Annotated in this window: 22 protein-coding genes, 1 tRNA gene and 1 pseudogene; 12 read left to right on the forward strand and 12 right to left on the reverse strand. The window is 65.4% G+C overall.

Annotated features, from left to right (window positions below; translation table 11 throughout):
- Positions 1-138: 138 nt before the first annotated feature.
- A pseudogene (locus ABZ293_RS36260) lies at positions 139-1,314 on the reverse strand (D-arabinono-1,4-lactone oxidase); the annotation flags it as partial.
- A 56-nt stretch (positions 1,315-1,370) separates the two neighbouring features.
- Entirely contained in the window at positions 1,371-2,045 is a 675-nt protein-coding gene (locus ABZ293_RS36265; protein WP_355188248.1) for a TetR/AcrR family transcriptional regulator, read from the reverse strand.
- Positions 2,046-2,162: 117 nt separating this feature from the next.
- Here ABZ293_RS36265 and ABZ293_RS36270 point away from each other — a divergent pair, with 117 nt between their 5' ends.
- Complete coding sequence (locus ABZ293_RS36270) at positions 2,163-3,662, forward strand: MFS transporter (RefSeq protein ID WP_355188250.1); 1,500 nt, start codon at positions 2,163-2,165, stop codon at positions 3,660-3,662.
- A gap of 79 nt (positions 3,663-3,741) precedes the next feature.
- On the opposite strand, the gene ABZ293_RS36275 is transcribed toward ABZ293_RS36270, so the two are convergent.
- Entirely contained in the window at positions 3,742-4,854 is a 1,113-nt protein-coding gene (locus tag ABZ293_RS36275) for a lipase family protein (RefSeq protein WP_355188361.1), read from the reverse strand.
- Positions 4,855-5,173: 319 nt separating this feature from the next.
- On the opposite strand from ABZ293_RS36275, the gene crcB reads away from it, so the two are divergent.
- From crcB to ABZ293_RS36305, 6 genes are all read left to right on the forward strand, one after another.
- Positions 5,174-5,587 carry a fluoride efflux transporter CrcB gene (gene crcB, locus ABZ293_RS36280; RefSeq protein ID WP_355188252.1) on the forward strand — a complete coding sequence of 138 codons (414 nt, stop codon included), beginning with the start codon at positions 5,174-5,176 and terminating at the stop codon, positions 5,585-5,587.
- 33 nt (positions 5,588-5,620) lie between these two features.
- Positions 5,621-5,995: a DUF190 domain-containing protein gene (locus tag ABZ293_RS36285; RefSeq protein WP_355188254.1), complete on the forward strand. Its 375-nt coding sequence runs from the start codon at positions 5,621-5,623 to the stop codon at positions 5,993-5,995.
- The gene (locus ABZ293_RS36290) at positions 5,992-6,354 is read left to right on the forward strand and encodes a CrcB family protein (protein WP_355188256.1); all 363 of its coding nucleotides are present in this window, start codon (positions 5,992-5,994) and stop codon (positions 6,352-6,354) included. Before ABZ293_RS36285 ends, ABZ293_RS36290 begins: the two co-directional genes overlap by 4 nt.
- A 47-nt stretch (positions 6,355-6,401) precedes the next feature.
- Positions 6,402-8,042 (forward strand): phosphoglucomutase (alpha-D-glucose-1,6-bisphosphate-dependent), encoded by a 1,641-nt coding sequence (gene pgm, locus ABZ293_RS36295; RefSeq protein WP_355188258.1) that lies wholly within the window; start codon positions 6,402-6,404, stop codon positions 8,040-8,042.
- 586 nt (positions 8,043-8,628) lie between these two features.
- A complete protein-coding gene (locus ABZ293_RS36300) occupies positions 8,629-9,900 on the forward strand; it encodes an MFS transporter (RefSeq protein WP_355188260.1) in 1,272 nt (423 codons plus the stop codon).
- A 140-nt stretch (positions 9,901-10,040) separates the two neighbouring features.
- Positions 10,041-10,778, forward strand: coding sequence for a thioredoxin domain-containing protein (locus ABZ293_RS36305; protein ID WP_355188262.1), 738 nt, complete (start codon positions 10,041-10,043; stop codon positions 10,776-10,778).
- 45 nt (positions 10,779-10,823) lie between these two features.
- Here the strand turns inward: ABZ293_RS36305 and ABZ293_RS36310 are convergent, their stop codons facing one another.
- From ABZ293_RS36310 to ABZ293_RS36325, 4 genes are all read right to left on the reverse strand, one after another.
- Complete coding sequence (locus ABZ293_RS36310; protein WP_355188264.1) at positions 10,824-12,779, reverse strand: MFS transporter; 1,956 nt, start codon at positions 12,777-12,779, stop codon at positions 10,824-10,826.
- 411 nt (positions 12,780-13,190) lie between these two features.
- Positions 13,191-13,523 carry a transglycosylase family protein gene (locus ABZ293_RS36315; protein ID WP_355188266.1) on the reverse strand — a complete coding sequence of 111 codons (333 nt, stop codon included), beginning with the start codon at positions 13,521-13,523 and terminating at the stop codon, positions 13,191-13,193.
- An 858-nt stretch (positions 13,524-14,381) separates the two neighbouring features.
- A complete protein-coding gene (locus ABZ293_RS36320; RefSeq protein ID WP_355188268.1) occupies positions 14,382-14,546 on the reverse strand; it encodes a hypothetical protein in 165 nt (54 codons plus the stop codon).
- Positions 14,547-15,214: 668 nt separating this feature from the next.
- On the reverse strand, positions 15,215-16,723 hold the full coding sequence (locus ABZ293_RS36325) for a DUF222 domain-containing protein (RefSeq protein WP_355188270.1): 1,509 nt from the start codon (positions 16,721-16,723) through the stop codon (positions 15,215-15,217).
- A 122-nt stretch (positions 16,724-16,845) separates the two neighbouring features.
- Between ABZ293_RS36325 and ABZ293_RS36330 the strand changes: the two genes are divergently transcribed.
- Positions 16,846-16,918: transfer RNA gene (locus tag ABZ293_RS36330), tRNA-Ala, on the forward strand.
- Positions 16,919-17,379: 461 nt separating this feature from the next.
- Here ABZ293_RS36330 and ABZ293_RS36335 read toward each other — a convergent pair.
- Together ABZ293_RS36335 and ABZ293_RS36340 are read right to left on the reverse strand one after the other, a co-directional pair.
- Positions 17,380-17,697 (reverse strand): DUF222 domain-containing protein, encoded by a 318-nt coding sequence (locus ABZ293_RS36335; protein WP_245567547.1) that lies wholly within the window; start codon positions 17,695-17,697, stop codon positions 17,380-17,382.
- Between the two features lie 207 nt (positions 17,698-17,904).
- Entirely contained in the window at positions 17,905-18,366 is a 462-nt protein-coding gene (locus tag ABZ293_RS36340) for a phage tail protein (protein WP_355188272.1), read from the reverse strand.
- A 644-nt stretch (positions 18,367-19,010) separates the two neighbouring features.
- On the opposite strand from ABZ293_RS36340, the gene ABZ293_RS36345 reads away from it, so the two are divergent.
- Both ABZ293_RS36345 and ABZ293_RS36350 read left to right on the forward strand, forming a co-directional pair.
- A complete protein-coding gene (locus tag ABZ293_RS36345) occupies positions 19,011-19,268 on the forward strand; it encodes a transposase (protein ID WP_355188363.1) in 258 nt (85 codons plus the stop codon).
- A 10-nt stretch (positions 19,269-19,278) separates the two neighbouring features.
- Positions 19,279-19,638, forward strand: a complete 360-nt coding sequence (locus ABZ293_RS36350; RefSeq protein ID WP_355188274.1) for a hypothetical protein — start codon at positions 19,279-19,281, stop codon at positions 19,636-19,638.
- Between the two features lie 131 nt (positions 19,639-19,769).
- On the opposite strand, the gene ABZ293_RS36355 is transcribed toward ABZ293_RS36350, so the two are convergent.
- The gene (locus tag ABZ293_RS36355) at positions 19,770-19,952 is read right to left on the reverse strand and encodes a hypothetical protein (RefSeq protein WP_355188276.1); all 183 of its coding nucleotides are present in this window, start codon (positions 19,950-19,952) and stop codon (positions 19,770-19,772) included.
- Positions 19,953-20,131: 179 nt separating this feature from the next.
- Positions 20,132-21,007, reverse strand: a complete 876-nt coding sequence (locus ABZ293_RS36360) for a LysR family transcriptional regulator (RefSeq protein WP_355188278.1) — start codon at positions 21,005-21,007, stop codon at positions 20,132-20,134.
- Positions 21,008-21,092: 85 nt separating this feature from the next.
- Between ABZ293_RS36360 and ABZ293_RS36365 the strand changes: the two genes are divergently transcribed.
- Complete coding sequence (locus tag ABZ293_RS36365; RefSeq protein ID WP_355188280.1) at positions 21,093-21,929, forward strand: PhzF family phenazine biosynthesis isomerase; 837 nt, start codon at positions 21,093-21,095, stop codon at positions 21,927-21,929.
- Between the two features lie 216 nt (positions 21,930-22,145).
- Here ABZ293_RS36365 and ABZ293_RS36370 read toward each other — a convergent pair whose 3' ends face one another.
- A complete protein-coding gene (locus ABZ293_RS36370; RefSeq protein ID WP_355188282.1) occupies positions 22,146-22,934 on the reverse strand; it encodes an IclR family transcriptional regulator C-terminal domain-containing protein in 789 nt (262 codons plus the stop codon).
- Positions 22,935-23,322: 388 nt separating this feature from the next.
- Here ABZ293_RS36370 and ABZ293_RS36375 point away from each other — a divergent pair, with 388 nt between their 5' ends.
- Complete coding sequence (locus ABZ293_RS36375; RefSeq protein ID WP_355188284.1) at positions 23,323-24,918, forward strand: bifunctional 3-(3-hydroxy-phenyl)propionate/3-hydroxycinnamic acid hydroxylase; 1,596 nt, start codon at positions 23,323-23,325, stop codon at positions 24,916-24,918.

Genomic DNA, 24,918 nt, shown 5'->3' on the forward strand with positions numbered 1-24,918 from the left:
CGCGTGCTGACCGGGTTCTTCTACACCGGCCCCGACGGCCAGCAGATCGCCGATACCGATGTGGGCACCGCGAAAGAGGTGCCGGGCGAGGCGCACGAAGCGGTCCCAGTCCGGGTACCGCGGTCGCAGCGTCTCGGCGGTCTGGAAGTGGCGCTTACCCCAGTGCGGGCGACCGTTGTACTTGTCGAAAACCGATTCGCAGGCGCGGAAATACGGTTCGAATTCCATTCCGCGATATTGGTGCACGGCGATGTAGCAGGTGTCGCGGCCACCGGCCGGGGACAGGAATGCGTCATCGGGGGCGACCCAGCGCACCTCGATCGGCATGGGCGTATCGAACCTCGTCGATAGTTCCTTGATCTCGCGGATGGCGGCGGCGGAATGCTCGCGCGGGATCGCGTACTCCATTTCGGTGAAGCGAATCAGCCGGGGCGAGGCGAAGACTCGATAGGAGCGGTCGACCTGGCGACGGTAGCTGCCCGCGTATGCCGCACCGCGATGGATCCACGGCACCAGCCGCGGCTGCCGCTTGCCCAGCCGACACAGCGCGTCGAAGGCGTAGTTGGACATCAAAATGTCGGCGAACCAGTCGGCGGCCTTGCCGCGTGGCTGCTCCGGCAGGTCAACGGGGTTGTTGCGCTTGGTCATCGCCAGCGGACTGTGTCCGAACATGTAGAACTCGAAATGCTGGTTGCCGTCGACATAGTCGTCCAGATCCGCGAGGACCTGCTCGACCGGCACCGGCCGCTCGATCCCTTCGAGCACGAACGAGGGCACCAACTGCAAGGTGACCGCACTGACCACGCCGAGCGCGCCGACGCTGACCCGCGCAGCCCGCCAGCCGTCCGGATCGGTCTGCTCGTTCACTTCGACCCGGCTGCCGTCGGCGAGTACCAACTCGATGGATTGCAGTGCGGCCGAGAGGTTTTGCAGGGTTGCGCCGGTGCCATGGGTGCCGGTGGCGGTGGCACCCGCGACGGTCTGCACATCGATATCGCCCAGATTGGGGAAGGCCAGACCGAGCGGATGCAGTGCGGTGCTCGCGGCATTGAGGGTGATGCCCGCCTCGACTCGGACGCGGCCGGTCTCCCGGTCCACGGTGAGGATGCGGTTCATCTTCGAAAGATTCACCAGGATGCCGTCGGTTAGCACCGCATCGGTGAAGGAATGGCCCGCTCCGGCGACTCGTACCGTCTGTCCGGTGGTGGCGGCGCGGCCGATGATCGCGGCCAGTTCTTCGGTATTGCGAGGGGTGGCAATGGAAGCCGGAGCGCACTGTTGATCCCCGGCCCAGTTCCCCCACGAGTTGGTCATACGTCCAACTTTAAGGGACCGGCCATATATGCGCTAGGTGTGTCCGATTTTTTGCGCTAGCGCTTTCTGCCTGCGCAGGCGAACGACTTGGCCTGTTCGACTTCCTCGTCCGTCAATGGAGGTACCGGAAGCGGTCGGCGCGGCGCGGTATCGCTGCGTACGCCGTTCAGTGCGATGGCCATGTAGCGCTGCCAGGTATTCGGGTTCACCCGTTTGGAGAACTCGGCGAGCGCGTCAACCATGTGGATCAGCGCGAAGAAGTCCGAGGGCTCGATATCGGGCTGCAGTGCGCCCGCGTCGCGGGCGCGATCGATGACCGCGGCGATGGTCGGCTTGATCCGGTCGCGCAACTGGGCGAAGCGGTCCATATCCTCTTCGAGTTCGAGCATCACCTCGCTGAAGCCGCGATTGGTAGCCAGGTGGGTGCAGGCGTACTCGAAGAACTGGACCAGGCCCAGCCAGGGGTCCGGATGCTGCGCGGCGGCCTCGGCGGCGACGGCGAACTCGCCGACGTTCTGTTCGAAGACCTCGGCGATCAATTCCTTCTTGTTGGCGAAGCGTCGGTAGACGGTGCCGACGCCGACTCCGGCGCGTTCGGCCACGTCGTCGAGGGTGATCTCGAGTCCGTGATCGGCGAAGAGCTGGCGGGCTGCCTCGACGATCCGCTGCTGATTGCGGGCGGCGTCGGCACGTAGACGCCGAGGTGGAGGCACGGTAGTGGCGTGATTCACAGGAACATCCTAGCAATAAGCGGGATTAAGCGGAGGTGTTGTCTCCGTTATTGTGTTAGCTTAGACCGGTAAGCGGAGGAGGTGCCTCCGCATTGGGACTCGAGACAAAGGGGACACATGACTACCACGTTGGACCGTGGGGCACCCGCCCCCGAGAAATCTGACTCGGGCCGCCGCGGCTCGCATGCCCTGCGCTGGTGGGTGCTCGCCGTACTCGGCGTGGCTCAGCTCATGGTGGTGCTCGACGCGACCGTCGTGAATATCGCGCTGCCCGCAGCGCAACTGGACCTCGGTTTCAGCGATGGCGACCGGCAGTGGGTCGTCACCGGTTACGCCCTTGCCTTCGGCAGCCTATTGCTGCTCGGTGGCCGACTCAGTGACCTGTTCGGCCGGCGCAACACCTTCATTATCGGCCTGGTCGGATTCGCCGTCGCCTCTGCGGTCGGCGGCGCCGCGACCAGCTTCGAGATGCTGGTCGCAGCCCGAGTCGGGCAGGGCGTCTTCGGCGCATTGTTGGCACCGGCCGCGTTGTCGCTGCTGACGGTCACCTTCACCGAACCCTCCGAGCGGGCCAAGGCCTTCGGCATCTTCGGTGCGGTCGCCGGTGCCGGTGGCGCGATCGGCCTGCTGCTCGGCGGCATGCTCACCGAATGGGCGTCGTGGCGCTGGGTGATGTTCGTCAACCTCGGCTTCGCCGCGGTTGCGCTGGTCGGTGCGGTGCTGCTGCTGGCACGGCATGTGGTGACCGAGCGGCCCAAGCTCGACATCCCCGGCACCGTCGTGGTGACCGCCGCGCTGTTCGGCATCGTCTACGGTTTCTCGCACGCCGAATCGACCAGCTGGACCAATCCGGTCACCCTCGGCTTCCTCATCGGTGGCGCGGCGCTGCTCGCGGTGTTCGTGGCGATCGAGACCCGGGTGGCGCATCCGCTGCTGCCGCTGCGCATCGTCTTGGATCGCACTCGCGGCGGTTCGTTCCTGACGGTATTCGTCATGGGCATCGGGATGTTCGCGATCTTCCTGTTCCTGACCTTCTACATGCAGCTGAGCATGGGCTACTCGCCGATCAAGACCGGTCTGGCCTTCCTACCGATGGTGGCGGGCATGGTTGCCTCCTCGACTACGGTGCCATCGCTGCTGATGCCCAAGGTCGGTCCGAAGATGGTGGTCGCCGGTGGCTTCCTGGTGGCCGCACTCGGTATGGCATGGCTGACCCAGATCGGCCTGGACAGCAGCTATGTCGGGAATATCCTGCCCGCGCTGATCCTGATGGGTCTTGGCCTCGGTGGCGCGATGTCGACCGCATTCCAGGGCGCGACGGCCGGTGTGCACCACGAGGACGCGGGTGTGGCCTCGGCGATGATCAACACCAGCCAGCAGGTCGGCGGTTCGATCGGCACGGCGCTGCTGAGCACCATCGCTGCTTCTGCCGCGACGGATTACCTGTCCACGCACCAGCCCGGTCCGCTGGCGATGGCACAGGCGCAGATCGAGAGCTACACGACCAGTTTCTGGTGGGCCACCGCGATATTCGTGGCCGGTGCGGTCATCACCGGATTACTGATGCCGAATACGGTGCCAGCGCCATCCGAGGGTGAGCCGGTCATCGTGCACTGAACTGTTCCGCCCGAACAGCACGGCGCCCGCGTCAATGATGACGCGGGCGTTGTGTTTTCGGTGCACCGGTAATCCGGTATCAGCAGTTGCTCGGGGCCGGAAGTCCCGCGAAACGATCGGACAGATAGGCGAATGCCCGTGGCGCGCCGATGAAGATCGCCGAGTTGTGGTCGGCGCCCGGGATCAGGTCGAGCAGCACCGGGGTGCCCGCCGCGCAATAGCGGCCCATCACGTCGCGGGCCAGCCAGGGATCGACCTCGTCGTTGGTGCCGTGCCATTCGTATATCGGCGCGCGCGGTACGCCGGAAAAGGTCTCCAGACTGTTGTCGTCCATGACCCCGATCGCGCTCGCGTCCGCGTCGAACGGCGAGCCATTGAAGACATCGTCGAAATCCATATTCGCGCCCGCCGCGATGATCTCGCTGGTGCAGGCGTTGGCGACCTGATCACGCAGTGCCCATCCCGTCGGATTGAGGAACCGTTCCATCGCCAGCTGGGTCGGGTATTCGCGCTCCAGCCCCATCCCGGCGGCGAAACCGAGGCCGAACAATCGATTCGGTGCCTGGCCGACCTCGCGGGCGAGTTTGCCGATATTCACCGGCACGCCACCCTGCGCCACCCCGACGATCGGCAGTTCCGGCGCATACTCCGGGGCGAGCGCCGCCGCGAATCCGGTCGCCGTGCCGCCGCCGGAGTATCCGGTCATGCCGACCGGACTGCCCGCGAGATCGGCTGGTGGGAAACGTTTTACCGCCCGGATGCCGTCGAGTGTCAGCATGCCGCCGAGGCGGCCCGTGCCGTAGGCGCTGGTCGGGCCGAGATGATCCGGAACGGCCACCGCCCAGCCGCGGGCCAGCAGCACATTGAGCAAGGGCGCCTCCTGCATACCGCCGTCGAAAAGGCTGTGCGAGGGCGCGCATTGCAGGCCGAGCGAATTGATGGCCGGTTGATACGACACCAGCGGCCGATCGAGTCCGCCGCCCACCGGTAGCAGCACCGTGGTGACGGCTGCAATGGGATTGCCCGCCGAATTGGTCGACCGGTAGAGCAACTGCCACGCCGTCGCGCCGGGGAAGCCCGTCGCGGCCACCGGCCTGCTGCGGATCACATCGCCGGGCTGGAAGTTGCCCACATCCGGTGGCGCCCAATAGAAACCGTCCGGATCCGGAATGGGATAGGTCGGCTGCGCCATGGCGGGCGGTGCGTAACCGAGTCCGGTCAGCGCGGTCGCCAAGATCGCGACACCGAGTCGCCGGACCGACGGTCGCCATGTCCGACGAATCGATCTGCCGAACAGTTGCTGGCACCCGGTTCGGCGGCCTGCCACCGTATTCCGAAGTGCGTTGGGTACTGCCCGTCGTGCCGCCATCATCGCTCCCGACCTGTCTCCGTAGGGGTAGGTGGGAACTTCGGCCAAACCTTCCAGGCATTCGTACGTGCTCCGGGGTGCCATGTCAACGAACGGCGCTGTTCATGGCGTGCGCCGCCGTCCCGGATATGCGGATCATCCGGTGACCGTTAGCATTGCGCCGGTGGTGCTCGCGGTGATCTCCCTCGGCGGTGGTCTCGGTGCGCTGCTGCGCTATGCCATCGGCGTGTGGTGGCCGGGGCAACCGCATCAGGTCCCCTGGTCGACGTTCACGATCAACGTCGTGGGATGCTTTGCGATCGTAATTCTGATGGTTCTGAACACCGAAGTGTGGGTAGCCCACAGACTGCTGCGCCCCTTGCTCGGTATCGGATTCCTCGGCGGCTTCACCACTTTTTCCACCTACAGCGTCGAGGTTCGTAGACTGCTCCAATCGGGTGCCACGGTCGAGGCGCTCGGCTATCTCGGGGGGACGATGGTGGCGGCATTGGGGGCGGTCGTGCTCGGCATGACTGTGGCACGGTGGGCGGCTGGTACGGCACGACGAACGAGTTGAACAGTGGAGAGCACGACGGAAGGGGGTCAGGCGATGAGTGATTCACCGGCGGGCACTGGTCCGGCCGCGGGACAGTGGCAGTCTGCGGCGCGACTGACGATCCTGCTCGACGAGGACGACAAGTGGCGGCACGGCCCCCTGCATCACGAGATCGTGCGACGTGCCCGCGACGCCGGACTGGCCGGAGCCAGCGTGTGGCGCGGAGTAGAGGGCTACGGCGCCTCCTCGCGCATCCACACCAGCCGGATCCTGGATCTGGCCGAACACCTACCCGTCCTGGTAATGGTCGTCGACGAGGTGCAGCGGCTGCGGACCTTCGTGCAGCAGAATTCCGAGGTGCTCGCCGGGGTGAACGTCGTGCTGTCCGACGTCGAGATCTGGCATCCGACACTGGGGGTCGCCCGATGATCGTCCTGCTCGTCGTCGTGGGTGGCATGGTCGGCGCACCCGCCAGGTACCTGATCGACCGTGCGGTTGCCGCGCGATTCGAATCTCTGCTGCCGCTGGGCACATTGACCGTTAACATTGTCGGTTCGGCGTTGCTCGGTGGACTGATCGGCGCCAGTGCGAACAGCTGGCTGTTGGCCACCGCGGGAACAGGCTTCTGTGGTGCGCTTACCACATTCAGCACCTTCGGCTACGAGACGATCCGCCTCACCGTCGAGGGCGCCGACGCGTATGCGTTGGGCAATGTGGTGCTCAGCGTCGTCACCAGCCTGACCGCGGTGTACGCCGCCGCGGCCACGACCCGGTGGTTGTGGCCATGATTTTGATGACGAGCCGGGCGCAGCCGACACGGAAGGGAGACCCGAGCATGGCCCATGATCGAGCCGGGCGACACGCGCGTCCCTCCGACCTGGAGGACATCGCGCGTCTGGTGACGGCCTACTACAGCCGCATCCCGGATCCGGCCGATCCCGCACAGCAGGTGGCCTTCGGTACTTCGGGGCATCGGGGTTCGAGTCTGGACTGCGCGTTCAACGAGGCGCACATTCTGGCGATCACCCAGTCGATCGTGGAATACCGTGCCATGCGCGGCATTACCGGTCCGGTCTATCTGGCCCGCGACACCCACGCACTCTCCGAGCCCGCGTGGACCACCGCGCTCGAGGTACTCGCCGCCAACGATGTGACCGCGATGATCGATGCCCGCGACCGCTACACCCCGACACCCGCCCTGAGCCATGCGGTGTTGCGCCACAATCGCGGCGGCGCCAAACACCAGGCCGATGGCATCGTCGTCACGCCCTCACACAATCCGCCGCGCGACGGCGGCTTCAAATACAATCCGCCGCACGGCGGTCCGGCCGACACCAGGGCCACCGACGCCATCGCCACCCGCGCCAACGAACTGTTGCGCGGCGGACTGGCCGGTGTGCGGCGGACCACGCTGCGGCATGCGCTGGAAAACGGCGTCGAGCGCTACGACTACCTCGACCACTACATCGCCGATCTGCCGAATGTGTTGAACCTGGACGCCATTCGCGGTGCCGGGATCCGGCTCGGCGCGGATCCGATGGGCGGGGCCAGTGTCGACTACTGGGAGGAGATCGGGCAGCGCTACGACCTCGAGCTCGAGGTCGTCAACCCGTTCGTCGATCCGACCTGGCGGTTCATGACCCTGGATTCCGACGGCAAGATCCGGATGGATCCGTCCTCGCGCTATGCGATGGCCTCGCTGATCGCCATCAAGGACGACTACGACATCTCCACCGGCAATGACGCCGACGCGGACCGGCACGGCATTGTCACCCCCGACGGTGGTCTGATGAATCCGAACCATTTCCTCGCGGTCGCGATCGAATATCTCGTCGCGAACCGGATGGGCTGGGACGCGCTGACCAAGATCGGCAAGACGGCGGTGAGTTCGTCGATGATCGACCGGGTGGTCAGCGTGCTCGGGCGTGATGTGTACGAGGTGCCGGTCGGCTTCAAATTCTTCGTACCCGGATTGTTCAGCGGCAGTCTGGCTTTCGGCGGTGAGGAGAGTGCGGGCGCATCGTTCCTGCGGATGGACGGCACCGTGTGGACCACCGATAAGGACGGCATCCTGCTCGCCCTGCTGGCGACCGAGGTGGCCGCCGTCACCGGTCAGAGTCCGTCGGCACGCTACGTCGAACTCGAGAAGCGCTACGGCAGTCCCGCCTATGCGCGGATCGATGCCGCCGCGACCCCGGAACAGAAAGCGTTGCTCGCGAAGTTGACACCGGACATGATCACCACAAAGGAGATCGCCGGTGAGCCGATCACGGCGGTGCTCACCCGGGCGCGCGGCAATGGCGCGCCGCTGGGCGGATTGAAGGTCACCACGGAGAATGCGTGGTTCGCGGCGCGGCCGTCGGGGACCGAGGACAAGTACAAGATCTACGCGGAGTCGTTCCAAGGGCCCGAGCATTTGGCACAGGTGCAGGCGGCCGCGGAGGAAGTGGTGGGGCAGGCGCTGTCCGGTGAGTGATAGATCGGTTACGGGGTCGGCTGGGGCGCCGGGTTCGGCGGATTTGGTGGGTTCGCTCGGTTCGTCGGGGGTGGTGGGTGTGCCTGGTTCGGTGGTGCCGGGGGGTTCGGCGAGGGTACGGGGTTCGGCGGAGACGGCTGGGGCGCCGGGTTCGGCGGATTTGGTGGGTTCGCTCGGTTCGTCGGGGGTGGTGGGTGTGCCTGGTTCGGTGGTGCCGGGGGGTTCGGCTGGGGTACGGGGTTCGGTAGAAACGGCTGGGGCGCCGGGTTCGGCGGATTTGGTGGGTTCGCTCGGTTCGTCGGGGGTGGTGGGTGTGCCCGGTTCGGTGGTGCCGGGGGGTTCGGCTGGGGCATGGGGTTCGGTAGAAACGGCTGGGGCGCCAGGTTCGGCGGATTTGGTGGGTGCGCGCGGTTCGTCGGGGGCGGCGGGTGCGCCTGGTTCGGTGGTGCCCGGGGGCTCGGCGAGGGCACGTGCGTCGGCGGAGACAGGGGGTTCGGCGAGGGGGTTGGGACCGACGGTGGCGTCGGGTTCGGTCGGGGGGCCGGGTGCGGCTGCTGCTGGATCGAGCGGGGCGGCGTCCAGGGCCTTGCCGGTCGAGATCTGGGTGTTGATCGGCGCATCGTTTGTTATCGCCGTCGGATTCGGTCTGGTGGCGCCGGTGCTGCCGCAGTTCGCACGTGGGTTCGGGGTCGGTGTCGCCGCTGCGTCGGCGATCGTCAGTGCCTTCGCCCTGATGCGGCTGCTGTTCGCGCCGGTCAGCGGTCGATTGGTGCAGCGGCTGGGGGAGCGATCAGTCTATCTGGGCGGACTGCTGATCGTCGCGGTGTCGACCGGGGCGAGTGCGTTCGCGCAGAGTTACTGGCAGCTGCTGGTGCTGCGATCGGTGGGCGGTATCGGGTCGACCATGTTCACCGTATCGTCGCTGGCGCTGGTCATCCGGATGTCACCGCTCGGACAGCGCGGCCGGGTGTCCGGGCTGTGGTCGACGAGCTTTCTGATCGGATCGGTGAGCGGGCCGCTGGTCGGCGGTGCGCTCGCCGGGCTCGGGCTGCGGGCGCCGTTCCTGATCTACGCGGGCGCGCTGCTGCTCGCCACCGCCGTGGTCTATGTGAACCTGCGGCATTCGACTTTGGCCGCCCCCGAACCCGTTGACGGGCTGCGGTTGATGTCGTTCCGCGAGGGGCTGTCCCGGTCGGAGTACCGCGCGGTACTGCTGTCGAATTTCGCCAATGGCGCTGCCGTATTCGGCGTGCGAATGGCGTTGGTGCCGCTGCTCGTTGTCGAAGTACTGCATCAGAAACCGGGTATGGCCGGTGTGACACTGACGGTGTTCGCCGCGGGCAATGTCGCGGTGCTGTTCGCCTCCGGCAGGCTCTCCGACCGATTCGGCCGCAAGCCGTTCCTGATCGCCGGATCCCTGATCTGCGCGATCGGCACTGCAGGACTCGGTATTGCGGCTGACCTGCCCTGGCTGTTGGCGACCTCATTCGTGGCCGGACTCGGATCGGGCATGTTCACCCCCGCCCAGCAGGCGGCCGTCGCGGATGTCATTGGACCGAAGGCTCGCGGCGGCCCGGTGCTCGCCGGGTTCCAGATGGCCGCTGATCTCGGCACGGTCATCGGCCCGGTCGTGGTAGGCGCGGTGGCCCAACACTTTTCCTACGGCCTCGCACTCACCCTCACCGGTGCCCTCCTCGCCGTAGCCGCCGCAGTCTGGTCCCTCGTCCCAGACCCCCTATACCGCCGAGCCACGGATACCGAAACCCCACCGGACTGCCCACCCGACCACATCTGCGGCCCCGACGGAGCCGACCACCTCCTACTCGACAAACCCCCCAACAACACCCCCCACCCCTAACCCCACAAAGCAGTTGGACGTTTGTTCACCATGCGCTGGTGCAGGACTGCTCTCGACGTTTACCTGCACCAGTGCATGGTGATCATGGTCCAGGCCCCCTCGGGAGTGGAGGTGGGGTGGGGTGGGGCAGAGTGTGGGGGGTGAGCGAATCGGGTTCGAAGTACACGCCGCGGCCGGTGTCCAATGTGACCACGTATGCGCTGGGGGGCGTGGCGCTTGTGGTGATTGTGTTGATCGTGATTCTTGCTCTTCGGTGGGGGCGTGATGATGCCTCGATTCGTAATGACGGGTATGGGGCGGTGCACGATGCGGCGGTGACCGCGGTGTTGGACCAGAAGAGCGGTGCGATTCTGCTCGGTCGCGGGGATGCGTCGAAGACCATCGATGTGTACGAGGATCCGCTGTGTCCATCCTGCGGTGCGCTGGAGCGGCTCTACGGTCAGGAGATCGCGCAGAAGATGGACGAGGGCAAGCTCGCCGTGCGCTATCACCTGGTGACATTCCTCGATCCCAAGTCCAAGAGCAAGGACTACTCGACCCGCGCGGTGGCGGCGAACGAATGTGTCGCGGAGACCGGCTCCGGTCCGGTGTACTCGAAGTTCCACGCCCTGCTGTTCACCTCGAAGCAGCCGAAGGAAGGCGGCGCGGATCTCAGCAATGAAGATCTGACGAATGTCGCGAAGGAGGCGGGCGCGTCGCTGGAGGCGGTGCAGTGCATCAGCACCGGCGCGAAGCTCGACGCGGCGAAGATCCACGCCCAGATGGCGCGTGCCGCGCTGACCGATGCGAATGGCGAGGTCGCGACGCCCGCTGTCTTCGAAGGCAAGGACAAGGTCGACGTGAACAACCACGAGTGGGTGGTCGACCTCACCAAGTGACCGGTTCGTGCCGGGCGATGCTGTCGCAGCGCCCGGCACGACGTGCTATTCGGCTGGTTCCGGTTCCGGTTCTTCCTTGATCGCGGCGAGTTCGCGCTCGACGCGCTCGTCGTGCGCCTTCGCCTCCGCGGCGGCCTGCTTCGAGCTCCAATGTCCGGACATCAGGAATACGAACGGCAGGAATACGACCTGCGCGATCAGGCAGATCCACCACCAGCGCTTCCACTGTCCGGGCGAATCCTTGGCCGCCTGCTGCACCTCGGTGGCGTGGGCGGCCAGATAGGCCTGGTCATCGACGGGGATGGTGCCGACCGACTGCAACTGCGCCGTCGCCTGCGTGAGCTTGGGGCCCACCTTGGCCGCGACGGCGAGATCGGCGGCCGGGAGCTGCTGGGTCGCCTGCAGGCGCGCGATGGCCTGGTCCACCGGGATGCCGAATTTCTTCGCGACCTGGCCGACCGCCGCGAGCCCGGCCGTGGCATCGGCCGGATTGGTGGACAGCGTCGCCAGGGTGGCCGGGTCGATCGCCTGTAGTGTCGCCAGCTCCTGCGGATAGCGGGTATTGAGGCCGATGGTTGTCTGGATATCGGCGGGTGACGCGCCGGTCAGCTTGGTGAGCGCCGCGACCTGTGCGGCCGGATCATTGGGGTTCTTCTGCAGTGCCGCGAGGGTATCCGGGCCGACCGTCTGAATGGTTGCGAGCTGTGGACCGTACTTGTGCTGGATCTCGGCGAGGCGAGGACCATAGTTGACCAGCGTGCCAGCGGTATTGATCACGATCAGCAAGCCGAACAGCACAATGGTGACGACGCCGCGCAGCGTGCCGCCCCAGACCGCGAGACCCACCGCGGTTGCGGCCGGATTCCGGTTCTCCACGGTCTCGGTGAAGCTGGCCATCCAGGTGGCGTAGGCGATACCCGCGCCGACCGCGATGACACTGAGCCACAATGCGAACGTGTAGTACCCGGTGTCGGGCTTCTCCGTGTAGCCGAGGAATACGAACAATCCGACAATGCTGATGAGCGCGCCGATGATCATGAACGGCTTGCGCACCTTGAGGTAGTCCGAAATGATGCCTGCCAGCACGAGCGCGATCGCATTGGCGATCCAATACCAATTTCCGAGGGCATTGGCCTTGGCCGAACTGAACCCGAAAATGGTTGCCATATAAACGGGTAGGAATGACACGATCGTGTAGAAGTAGGCGAGGAACAGGCTGATCGCCAGCGCCGATCCGACGATATTGACGCGCAGCATCTGCCGCCATTGCCCTTGTTCCAGCGTGCTGACGTCCAGCCCGCGCGCCCGCGCTTCGATCAGCGCGCGGTCGCGCAGGGACACCATGATCTGGTCGCGCAGCGCCGGACTCAGTTCACGCAATCCGATCACCGCGAATACCGCGATGACCATGCTGATCACACCGCAGAGCCGATAGTGGTACTGCCAATCGGGATGGGCATCGAGGGTGTGCGTGGAGATCTCGGTGGTGATCAAGGCGCCGAGCACCGGTCCGAGGGTCCAGAAGCCCATGGCCGAGGCCCGGCCCAGCTGTGGGGAGAAGTCACGAATCAATGCCGGTGTGGCGACCAGTACCGCGCCCTCGACAATGCTCACCACGCAGTAAACGACGAGATAGGCCTCCTTGCTGGTGGTCGCGGGCACGGCAAACAGGGTGAGCAGGGAGCAGATCACCACGCCGTAGGCGACGATATTGGCTCGTCCCCAGCGGTCGAGCAGACCGGCGAGCACCGAGGCGGCCGCGCCGAATGCGGCACCCGCGATGAAGATCCCGACGAAGTACCGGAAGGATAGGTGGAAGTAGGCGATCAGCTCATTGCCCACCGCTCCGGTGACGAACAACTGGTAGTACAGCGCCACTGATGTGATGACCACCAGGGCCAGATACCAGGAGCGGGCGGGAGTATCGGGATAGTGCGGTAGCTTGCGCTGCCACAGCCCCGTCAGTAGGGTCGGCGGCTCAGCGGTCCGGGTCGAGCTCATGGTCGAGATGCCTTTCTAGCCACGGCATTTCGTAAGGAACCTGAACCGTCCGCGGGCCAGGACGAGTTGCCGGGTGGAAACAGGGTAGTGATATGGATCACTTACCGCAGGTGTTTCGGGCCATGAGACCGATTGATTGCGTAACTGAAATGGGCGGTACCGGTGAGCGGGACTGGTAGTTGACTGTGCGAGCGCGCGCGGGAATCGCGAATTCCACTATCACGGAGTGATGTTCGAATCCGATGTGCCGCGGGTGGTCAACGGGTATCGCTGGAAATAGTTGCTCGGTGTCCGGATGATTGCTGGAAATAGTTCCGGTGCTATCGATTTCGGCGGTGCGGAGTCCGGTGTGCGGGCCGACGACAACGGGGTCCGTGCCGTTGGCACGGACCCCGTTGGGGAGATCTGGGCTTACAGGTAGGCGCCGCACACGGGCCACGCACCCGGGCCCTGGGTGGCGAGCACATTTTCGGCGACGCGGATCTGCTCGTCACGGCTGGCGCCGCTCGGGCTGCCCGAACCGCCGTTGGCGGACCAGGTGCTCTGTGTGAACTGCAGGCCGCCGGAGAAGCCGTTACCGGTGTCGGTACCCCAGTTGCCGCTGCTCTCGCACTGGGCAACGGCGTCCCAGTTGTGGCCGGCGGCCGATGCGGTGGCGGTGGACAGACCGAACGGAACTGCGGAGATGGCACCGGCGACGGCGGCGATACCGAGGGCGCGGGTGAACTTGCGGTTCTGAGTCATGTGTTTTCCTGGCTGCGCCCGCTCGGCCCCGGCGGACTTACCGCCGTGTCCCTGCCCCCAGCGATGTCGGGGATCCTCGGAACCGCGGGGCAGGGTTACCGGCGTTCGGCGGTTCGCGTTCGAGCCCGTCTCGTTGATCAGGGCTGTCGACGACGGTAGCGAAGAATTCGCCGCAGATCACGTAGAGATAACGTCCGAATTGCCTGAAGCGCAGAGCTAGGGTTTTTGATATTCCTGCAGTTCGAATGGGTAAAAATGTATATCTGCGGTTGGTCGTGATAGTTACGTTATGTGTTCGGGATCACTGTGAAATAGTGACCTGTATCGCGTTTGCGCGCCGATTCCTGGGATGAATGTCCGATTCGGCAGCGGCTTCGGATGGCCTCCCGCTGTTACACATGGTGCAGCAGTCATCTGCCGGGGTAATTGTGAATCCAACACACTCCGATTCACGGGTTCGATCAAATCGAGTAATCCGGTGTGGAGATTGGTTTGGCGCCGCCCGACAGAAGCGGCAGAGCGCTGTCGATGCGATACAGGAATCGGGCTCGTAGCGGGGCTTCTAGGGCCCGGATGCCCGACAAGGCCGGGCGAGCACGACCGCACATGGCTCTGACGTGCAATCGAGCGTGCGTTGTCACGAACGACGATGCGAGGTTGCGCCACCGCCTAGGCGACCCTGACCAGCCGTACGCCGTACCAGGGCAGCCACACGGATGTCCCCGTCGCCGAGAATGCGCTGGTGCAGGGGTGCTCTTGGCGTTTACCGACGTGAGCGCATGGTGATCGCTCGTCCAGTGGGCTTGTTGGGGCTGGTCGGTGATGGGAGGGGCTGGTGCGGCCCGGCAAAGGTGATCGTCAGCCTTTGCGGCTCACCAGAGCGATGCCGACGAGGGACGCGACCCACAACAACCCGGCGGCGATGACCCATCGGATGTCGTCCGGGTTCAAGCGCAGATGTGCGTTGGCCTGCCCGCCACATCGGGCGTCCGCCACGGCGGGAGCGCTGGTCGATAGGAGCATCCAGCCGACGTAGCAGCTCCATCCGACTCGCACCCAGTAGGGACGCCACCACTAGTCCGGTCGTCGCAAGGTGCCCCCATCGCCGCCAGGAAAACAACCGCACCCCGGTCCGATAGTCAGCCGAGAATGCGCTGGTGCAAGGTGCTCTCGACGTTTACCTGCCTCAGCGCATTGTGATCGCTCGTCCAACGGGGTGGGGCGGTCGCATCTGCGGGGTGAGACTGGCGGAGTTGGGCCGGTGCGTGGAGTCGGTGATGGCTGCTGGGTGGTGGTGGGTTGCGGGTGGGTGGGCGTTGGGGGTGGTCGTGGCGGATCTCATTCGCGACCGAGGCGGCGGAAGTCGGGGCGGGGTGCGATTACGGCGGACCTGGTGATCGGCGGGACGGACCGGGATCGTCAGAGATGCGCTTCGTTCCGTTCGGATCGGTGCAGGCCGGTGTACTGGGTGACGGAGCCGCTGCCGCGGTGGCTGTCGCTGTCGAACCGCGATGGCGGTGGGGGTGGTGTCAGTTGCTCAGTGCTCGAGTAGTGGGTGCCGAGGCGTTGGGGCTGGTTGTGGAGGATCCAGCTGCGCCCCGGATGGCGGAACTCGGGGGCGATTGTCTGATGGACCCGGTGGTGACCCTGCGGTGGTGATTGCGTTGGACCGCGATGGCCGGCCGGGGGTGTCAGTCGCTGGGGGCTCGGGCTGGTTGTGGTTTGTCGTCGGGGATCTCGTCTTCGGGGCGGATTCGGCGTAGTTGGCCGTGTACGACGATGTAGCCGTCGAGGGGGTAGGCGATGTCTTCGGCGGTTGGGCGATCGGCGAGGCGGCCGGGGATTGTCGCGGGTGCTTCGTTCGGCTCGGATCGGTGATGGCCGGTGTACGGGGCGGGGGCGTCGGTGTCGGTGCGTGGGAAGAGGTAGCGGGCGCCTTCGCGGACCGTGGTGTGGATATCTCCGGTCGGTGCGGTCCATTGCAGGCGGTCGAGGTCGGCGCGCCAGGTGCGCCAGGGGAGTCTTTCGTTGTCCGCCAACGTCTTCAGGCGATGGTGGCGGGTACACAGCACGGCCAAGTTGGTGCGTATGGTTCGTCCGCTGCGGTCGGGCCGCCGGCCGTCGGGGTGATTGTGGTCCAGTTCGGATTCCGCGGCGGGCATGACGCAACCCGGAAAGCGGCACATACCGTCCATCGCGCGCACCTCACGTTCCAGTCGCGGCGATGGCCGCCATTGCACCGCCTCCTCGGCCGCGGGCGGGTCGTCGGCGGCGGCCGAGCGCTCCGGAATCACTTGGAAGCGCGCGTGTTCGGCCAGAATCCGGGCCAGCGCCGCATCGATCGGCCCGTACCCGGCGAGAAAAGCCGGTGCCTCCTGAATGCCGAGCAGGGTGTCCGCCGGAATCCCGATCTGGATCAAGGGCCTGCGCGGCTTCTCGATCGGCACCCCGAACTTCGGACATCGCGCACCGCGCCCACAATGGCATCGCAGCCGCCCCGACCCATCCGCCAGCGCGACCAGGGCATCGGCCCGCCGCTGCGGCATGCTCCGCGGATCCGATGCGCACACCTGCAGACCCATCTCCCGCAACCGCATCGCAACCGTCTGCGCACCCGGGGCAGGGAGCAACCCGTCGAACACTGCCATGCCGTCCTGCACTGCCCGCAGCCGCACATCCCGCTCGTCCTGGCGCAACTCCCGCCGTCGCTGCGTCCCGCCCGGATCCAACCGCGCCGCCCACCGCCGCGCCGCCTGCCGCAGCCGCATCGAATTGTTCCGCCCTGCCGCATCCAGCAGCCGCGGCTCGAGAATATCCAGCACCTCCCTCGCCACCGCCCGGGTGTTGTCCACGATCACCCGCACCTTCGCCAGATCGATCCGCCCCGCGGCAAACGCCGCCCGCGTCTGCGGCAATGAATCCTCCAGTGCCAGACCGATATCGATCAACGCCCCCGCCGTGCCCTCGTCGACCTGCAGAGCCACGGCGGCCGCACTGGCCGCGAACTCCCCGGCCCGCACCCCGCCGGGCCCCGGCTCCGCACTCTCGGCCCGATGCCGCCGATACAACTCCCGCACCGCGAACACCTCGGCGGCCTGCGCCATTGCCGCCCGCCCGTGCGCCGCCCGAAGGGCCTCGATCAGCCCCTCGTCACTCATGGCCCCGAAGTCCACGGATGAGAGATCATTGCTATCGAACATGTGTTCGATTCTAGGTTCGAACAACCCCTTCCGCTACCCCCGAATCAAGGCGATTTGGTTGCCGACATGCCAGTGGTGTAACTTCGTTCAGGCAGTCAGGGAAACCTGAAAGCAACCCACTCGGGGCTATGGCGCAGCTGGTAGCGCACCACACTGGCAGTGTGGGGGTCAGGGGTTCGAGTCCCCTTAGCTCCACAGAAACACCAGGTTAGGCTCGGTTTTTAACCGGGCCTAACCTGTTTTATTTGGCCCGACCCCACGGAAACCCCACGGTTTGCATCCTGGTTTGTATCGGATGGGCCGGTGGGCGTGGTGATCCTGGGACCGACCTGGGGGCTGGGGAAGATGCTGGTGACCGGATCGCGTGTAGCCAGCTGGCTTCCGTGCCACCTCGGTAACGCACGGAACTCCGCAGTTGAGTGTGTTCGTCTACCGGCGCCGCGGCCCGGAATCTGTTCGAACCGACCGGACAAGGCCGCATCGAACTAGAACTCGGCCGCTCGCTCGAAGGCCGCGACGCCACATATCTGCGTTACCACGTGATCCATGCATGAACTTCGAACATCACAGCCATGCTCGAATTCGATCCTCGTTCGTTCGGTCGAGATGAGCTCGGCTCGTTGATCTTTCAGAGCTCGAAGCACCCAGGCTCGGCCTCAGCTCGCGGCCGCCAGCACCCTCCACATCTTTCTGGTACGCGAGCGGACCTGCGGAGCCGCGTATTCGATTCGCCGGCGCGCTTCGTCAGCGCTGATCCGCAGCAGGTCGGTCAACAGCTCCACGGTGTCCCGATAGCCGGTGTCTGCGGCGAGGCCACGACGCTCGGCTTCGGCGACGGCCGCGCGCATGGCAGCATCCAGTCGCCTCCGGCGGCGTTCGGTTTCGACGAGGGTGCGCAGCAAGTCGACATCGGCCAGTTCCGGCCATCCTGGTGTTCGAGCATCCGGCGCCAGCGCGGTCGAATGTATGTTCACCCGCAGCAGCCTACCTCACACATAGAACATATGTTCGATAACTCGCTTGCCGGCCATGCTCGAGTCGGTGTCACTGGATGAAGAACACGTTCCCTACGCCTGCTTGTGTGATTGCCGCGCCTCCCAAGGTTGCCGATCGCATTGGCGCCGTTCATGAGAGTAGTTTGCAGACCGAAGCTCTCTTGTCGTTGCCGTCCGGTTCGGCGGTCAGTATTCGTTCTTGATGACGAAGTAGGAGCCGCGAATTGTCCCGGCCAACTTGGACTTCTGCCTCGCGAACTTGAACGAGCCGAGTTCCTTGGGGACGTCCATCCCTTCGGAGAGTTTGAATCCGACCGCCCGCTTGTCGCTGCCGTCGACGGAATACATGACGTTGATGGCGAGCCCGTTCTCGTAGAAGACATAGGCGAAGCGAATATTCGCCACCTCGAACGCCGTGGCTTCCAGGGGCCGTGACGAGATGACGATGCCGCGTTCCTCTTCGAGGATCCGGCTCACCCAGTCGACGGTCGATTCGGCATCTCCCGCAGGTTCCACTGTGAAGTCGTGGCCGTACTTGTTTCTGAAATATCGGGCCTCGTTCGCCCGCAGGCCGGCGAGGGCATCCGCGACCGACGACGATTCCAGGCCGACGGTCGATACGGTGGTGAAGTCCACGGTGTAGGGCATGGCGAACTCCTCAGCGAATTTGTCCGTTCAACTTCCTGAACCCGGGTATCCATCTCGTCCCGAGACGGCATGGCGAGGTTGAATCGAGCTGGACTCTACAACCCCGTGGGACCACAGTGTGGAGTGCGAAGCGGTCGAACCGACGTATGCGGTGCTCATAGAGTGAGCCAGGCGGAGACGATCTGGTCGGCGCGGCGTGTCGCAAGGGTACCCACGTCCGATAATCGGCACTACCGCGCGTTCGAGGTAACTCGTGGTGCAGGTTGCGTACGTTTGGTGGTGGTTCGCGGATGTGGGCGCAGACTCGAGCCGGCCCTACGGTTACCCCACTCTTTCGTCGTCGATGTGACGTCGACGTCGGGTGCGCCTACAGGGGGAGGACTGCTCGCGGAGCCGAAGCGGCATCGTCGGTCGCGTAGCCTTTTCCCTGCTCAGTCGTCTGCTCGGCGTCACGGACCGTCTCGGGCGTAGTGGTCGGGAGGCTGCGGTGCTGCCGGTCGACTTGACGTTCTGATGAGCGAGTCATTGAGGGTTGAGTATCCGTAGTGGGGGGGGGAGTTCGGGGGAGGCCGTGCAGTTCGGTTCAGGCGGGAGTTCCTCGCTATGTGCTGTATTTCCGTTGTGGCCGAACGTAATTCGTAGCCCTGGTCGAACACGCTGGTCTGGCACCGCGAGAGAAGCTGTCCGGCACGTTCACCGGACGCACCAGACTCACCGGCCAAGGACGATCCAGCCTGCGTTTGGCCGCGTGGCGAGCGGTCTGGGGCGCGTGGCGGTCTCAACCCTTCGTCCATGTCCTGGGGAACAGTCGGATGACTTCGGGGAGGTGGCTAGGGTTGGCGGCGGGATCTCGAAGGAGACTGCATGCGCCGCGGAGAAGTCTGGTGGGCCGAGTTCGATGAGCGGCGCCCTGTGGTGTTGCTCGACGGCGACGAGTCGTCCGGCTTCCAGGCGTTGCAGATCGTGCCGCCGTCGGGCATCGATATCAGTGGGTTGGGCATCGAGGTGCAGATAGGTGCCATTGAGGGGCTGCCGTATCAAGGTGTGGTACGGCTTGGATTCCCAAATCCGGAATTCGTCTTCTGTACCTGGCTGACCACCGTCACCGCGGAATCGCTCATTGAACGGGCGACGGTGTTGACGACGGCCAAGCTCGACAAGATCGATGAGGCCCTGCGGCTGACTGCCCAGCCGCAGGAATCGACCCCTGAGGCGACGGCCAGGCTCAAGGAGATCAGGGATGCGCTGCGGCGGGGCGAGTTCCAGAACTGACTCGCGTGTCGCGACGATTCAGATTTTGGTCGGCGGCGGCGCGCGCCGCTCGGCTGCATCAAGCCTCGTGGAGGACCTGCCATCGATGTAGTCACGGAATAACGTCCGCTCATCGGCATTACCGAGCGCTCTCAGGTGATCTCGCCACCCGTGGCATCAACCATGTGACCGGCCAGATCCTGCCGAGATCTTGACTCAAGCGGTTTGGCGATGCCGGTGATCCACGCATACGGTGCGGGGTCGCCGTTCTCGTCCGCCGCGTCGAGGTCGATGCCGCAGGGTATGCCGTCCTTGCGATCGGGCTCCTGCCGCACCAGGCCCAGGATTTCCCCGGGCCGGATCGTCAGAGCCAGACCGACTTCGTCAAGCCGCTACGCGGGGGTGCATCGTGCGCGGAATGCATCAGCACCAACGTTTGCTGCCCACGTGCGGTCGGCGACGAACTCTGGCAGGCGAATAGGTTGGGGCACTTCATATTTGATGCTGTGATCGCTTACCCGCCGGAAAGCAGCTTCGTTGCACCGCGCCGGATTTCCTCGATCACCGCGTCGAGCGCGCGGCCCGTCGACCGGCGGCGGTGACGGACCAGCAGCAATCCGGGTTCGACGATCGCCGGCCCGGGGAAACGAGCCAGCCGCCGCTCGTCGACGGCGAAAACGGGCAGTACGGCCAGTCCGAGTCCAGCCGCGACGCAGGCCCGGGCGGCCTCGATACTGCCCAACCGAGTCGTGCGAACCACTGCCGCACTGTCCCGCAGGCACCGAGCGACCTCGTCGCTGTAGGTGCAGCCCTCTTCGAGTAGGAACCATCGCTGCTGCGCCAACTCCGCCCACGATTGCGCTGTCACCGATTGCCGCCGATCGGTAACGAATGCGAGTTCGAGGGTGCCCAGCTGATCGACAACGAGATCGGGCGCCTCGAGCGACGGCTCGAGCATCAGTGCGAGCGCAAAGCGGCCGGTACGTAGCGCGTCGGCCGCGTCGGCCGTGCCCGCCGGCGACAGCATGACCTCGACCCCCGGATGACGTCGTTGCAACGCCGCGATCACTCCGGGAAGCAGGTGCCCGCACAGGGATTCCGGCGCCACGATGCCGACCGTGCCTTGGATCGGGCCGGCTACATCCGGATCGGCGCGCAGCGCTGCCTCGGCATCGAGGACCAGACCGGCTTTCTCCAGGGTCCGCCGCCCCGCGTCGGTCAGCGTCGCGCCGAGCCGCAACCGATCGAACAGCCGCAGCCCGAGCTCGGTCTCCAACGTCTTGATGTGTGCGGTCACCGTCGACTGGGCGAGGTGTAATTCGGCCGCGGTCGCAGTGAAGCTGCCGGTCCTCGCGACTGCGACGAAGGTGGCGAGTACCCGGGTGTCCATACCGCCGATGCTATCGGAATATCCGATGGAGAATATCAAAATACATCGTTGGACTCGATCGTCGCGCGATGCGAGCATGAGACATATGAGCACCGAAGTACTGCGCTACACCGCATTCAGTACCGATCCGGCCGGCGGCAACCCCGCCGGGGTCGTCCTCGACGGGACCGGACTCGACGACTCCGAGATGCAGCGGATCGCCGGGAAGGTCGGCTATTCGGAGACTGCCTTCCTGAACCACACACGCGACCGGCACTACCGGGTTCGCTATTTCAGCGCGCTCGCCGAGGTCGATTTCTGTGGCCACGCCACCATCGCAACCGCAGTCGCACTCACCGAACGCATCGGTCCCGGCACACTGAATTTCCGAACCAACATCGGCGATATCGTCGTCGAGACCAGTACCGCCGACGATCACCCGGCCGCGACATTGACCAGCGTCGCAACGCATTCCAGGGCGGCGACCGCGACCGAGATCTCCGACACGCTGGCAGCGCTCGGCTGGGACCCAACCGATCTCGATCCGGCCTTTCCTGCCCGGGTGGCTTATGCCGGCAACGACCATCTGATGCTGGCCGCCGCATCCCGCGAACGCCTGGCCGCCCTGGACTACGACTTCGACGCCCTCGGCGCAGTCATGCGCGAGGCCGGATGGACGACGGTGCACCTGTTCTGGCACGAGGACGACCGCCGCTTCCAGGCCCGCGACCCCTTCCCCATCGGCGGAGTCGTCGAGGACGCCGCAACCGGTGCCGCAGCGGCGGCCTTCGGCGGATACCTCCGCGACATCGGTTATGCCGAATCTGGCCGAATCACCATCACCCAGGGCGTCGATATGGGGCGGCCGAGCCAGCTGCTGGTCGACCTCGATCCAGCCGCAACCGGCATCCGGGTCACCGGACACGCAGTGCGGATCGACTGAGCATCAGCCGCAACCGCGCCGAATTCCGGATCGGAGCGGCAAATTACCGCGGCGGCGGTGCAGTCGCTAAGCCATGCCTGTACCGCTGCCGTGATCGCCGGGGTCAAGGTCGCCCCCTGCAAGCGAACCTTGTCACCGGCGATATCTGGTCGAGCTGACAGCGCGTGATCGGAACCATTTCCGTCAGGTTCAGTGTGAGTTCTTCGGGCGTGTCAGCTATCGGATAGGTCGGTTCTGCCATGCGGTCCAGTCGCTGGTGGTCGCCGCGGTGGCCTGGAGCAGCAGGGGCAGGTACTGCTCGGTGAGGGTTTCGATGGAGGTCTCGGCGGCGTGCACGGTGACGTTCATTGCGGTGCGGACGATTCCGCGTCCGTCGCGCACCGGGGCGGCGATCGATCGGACCCCGGGGGCTAGATCTTGGTCGGCGAGGGCCCAGCCGCGTTCTCTTGTTTCGGTGAGGATTTCGTCGATTTGGGCAGGGCTGTAGTCGGTGGTCCGCAAACCCGATCGGCTGGGTTCGGCCAGGACGGTATGGACGGTTTCGGGGTCGAGCGCGGCGAGCAGGACCCGCCCTTGGGAGGTGACCATTGCCGGGAAGCGGGTTCCTATGTCGACGCGTAGGGCGATCAGTTTCGGGACGGCGACGCGGGCGACGTAGACGATGTCGGAGCCGTCGAGTTCAGTCATCGATGAGGACTCGCCAGTGTGGGAGACGAGTTCTTCCATGTGGGGTCGTGCAATGTCCCACAGGTTGAGCGCGCCGATGTAGGCCATTCCGAGTTCGAGAACCCGCGGGGTGAGGGTGTAGCCGTTGTGTCCGGATCGGACGTAGCCGAGTTCTTCGAGGGTGAGCAGGATGCGCCGGGCGGTGGGCCGGGCCAGGTCGGCTTCTTTGGCGACTTCGCTCAGCGACATCACCGGCCGGGTGGGGGTGAAGATTTTCAGCACGTGCAGACCTCTGGCCAGGGCTTCGATGAAGTCGGGTCCTTGCCCACGTTCGGCCATTGCAGCCCCTTCCAGGTATGGCGGTTGCCTCTCGAGTTTGTAGCTCGAGTCGGAGGTATTGGGTAGCGAGGTGTCGGTGCCGGCTCTCACAGTGCGCCCTCCTATGACGCTTGACACAGCGATCTGAGCGGGGCATTGTTGACCCTACACGAACGGACGACTGTCCGCCAGGCGGACAGAATTCGTTTGAACTGCATTTACTGCCTGCAGTAGCGCGTTCGTGGAGCACAACAGAAACGTGCGGCACCCGACGGTGAGCACGCGCACAGCGCATAGACCGTCATCGATCGACCGAACACTGCGGATCGCTTTCGGTGCCTGCACGTCGCACTTTCCAATCTCCGGCCTCGAGGTCGGATGGCACGGCATCTCGAAAGGACCACCAGCGTTGAAAACCTACGACATCGTCGTCATCGGTTTCGGACCTGTCGGGCAGATGATGAGCATCCAGCTCGGCCAGGCAGGGCACTCGGTCGCCGCATTTGAAGCCCACGAAACCCTCTACGGCCTGTCCCGCGCGGGCCACATGGACGACGAGATCGTCCGCACACTGCAGAAGATCGGCATCGATGAGGAGTTCAAGTCCGACGCGGTGGCCTGGGAGATGTACGACATGCGTACCAAGGCTTTCGATGGGGAGCTGCTGTTGCGTTTGGACTGGAGCCAGGTCGGACCCCATGGGCACCGCGGGCACTGGATCTTCTATCAGAACTATCTCGAACTCGCGATGAACCGCGCCGCGACCGAGACCGGCAACGTTGATGTCACGATGGCGACGAAGGCCGTGTCGTTCGAACAGGACGATGAGGGCGTCACCGTGACCCTCGAGAACCGCAAGACCGGGGAACGCAGTCAGGTGCGCGCGCGGTATCTGGTCGCCGCCGACGGCGCCAACAGCACCATCCGTGAAGCCCTCGGCATCGAGAGCTGGGTCGGCAACTGCGACTACGAACAGCTCGTGGTCGACTGCAAGGAGAAGCACAAGCTGCACTTCGAGTTCGACAACGGTCAGTTCGCCGATCCCGCGCGTCCGGGCTGTCTGTTCCAGCTCGGTGCTCAGCATCACCGCTGGGAATGGACGTTGCTGCCCGGGGAGAAGCCTGAGGACTTCACCGAGGAGCGGGTCTGGGAATTGCTGTCGCCGTGGGTGGGTCCCGAGGATGTGGAGATCCTGCGCCGGCCGGTCTACCGGTTCCGGGAAGTTGTCGCCGAGCACTGGCAGGACAGGCGGGTGTTCCTTGTCGGCGACGCCGCCCACGTGCTGTGGCCGTTCGCCGGGGAAGGCATGTGCAACGGCATCCGCGACGCGTCGGCACTGACCTGGCGTATGGATCTGGTGCTGCGCGGACAAGCCTCGCCGCAAATTCTCGACAGCTATACCGCCGACCGTAAGCCGGTCTTCACAGCGTGGATGAACCTGTCGCGCGAGATCGGGTTGCCCTGTGTGATCACCGATCCCGGCATCGCCGAAATGCGCGATCAGGGGATGAAGGTGGCCCTGGCCGACCCGTCGCTGGCACCGCCGTTGCCGCAGATCCCCGGCCCGAAGGCCTTCGTCCGTCCCGGGGACCCGACCGCGGGAACAGTCGGCTACCAGGGCCTGGTCGAAGTCGACGGACAGATTGGACTGTTCGACGATCTCGTCGGTACCGGCTGGGTGCTGCTGAGCGCCGATGCCGCGGCTGTCGACTCACTGAGCGAAAACCAGCGGGATTTCGCCGATCGGATCGGCATCGTCACCGCCTACATCGGCGCGCCCGGATCCGGCGCCCCGGTGATCGACGTGGACGGAACCTACACCTCATGGCTGTCCGAACTCGGCGCATCCACCGTCCTGGTGCGCCCCGACTTCTGGTTGTTCGGCAGCGTGTCGAGCGCCGGGGAGGCGGGGCTGCTGCTGGACTCGCTGGCCGACGGGTTCGCGGGCCGCTTCCCCGCCCCGGCCAGGGTGCCGCAGCCCGACGCGCAGCCGGCGGCGGTGTGA

Origin of the sequence: Nocardia sp. NPDC005998 (genome assembly GCF_040614395.1) — a bacterium.
In the GTDB taxonomy this organism is placed as follows: Bacteria; Actinomycetota; Actinomycetes; order Mycobacteriales; family Mycobacteriaceae; genus Nocardia.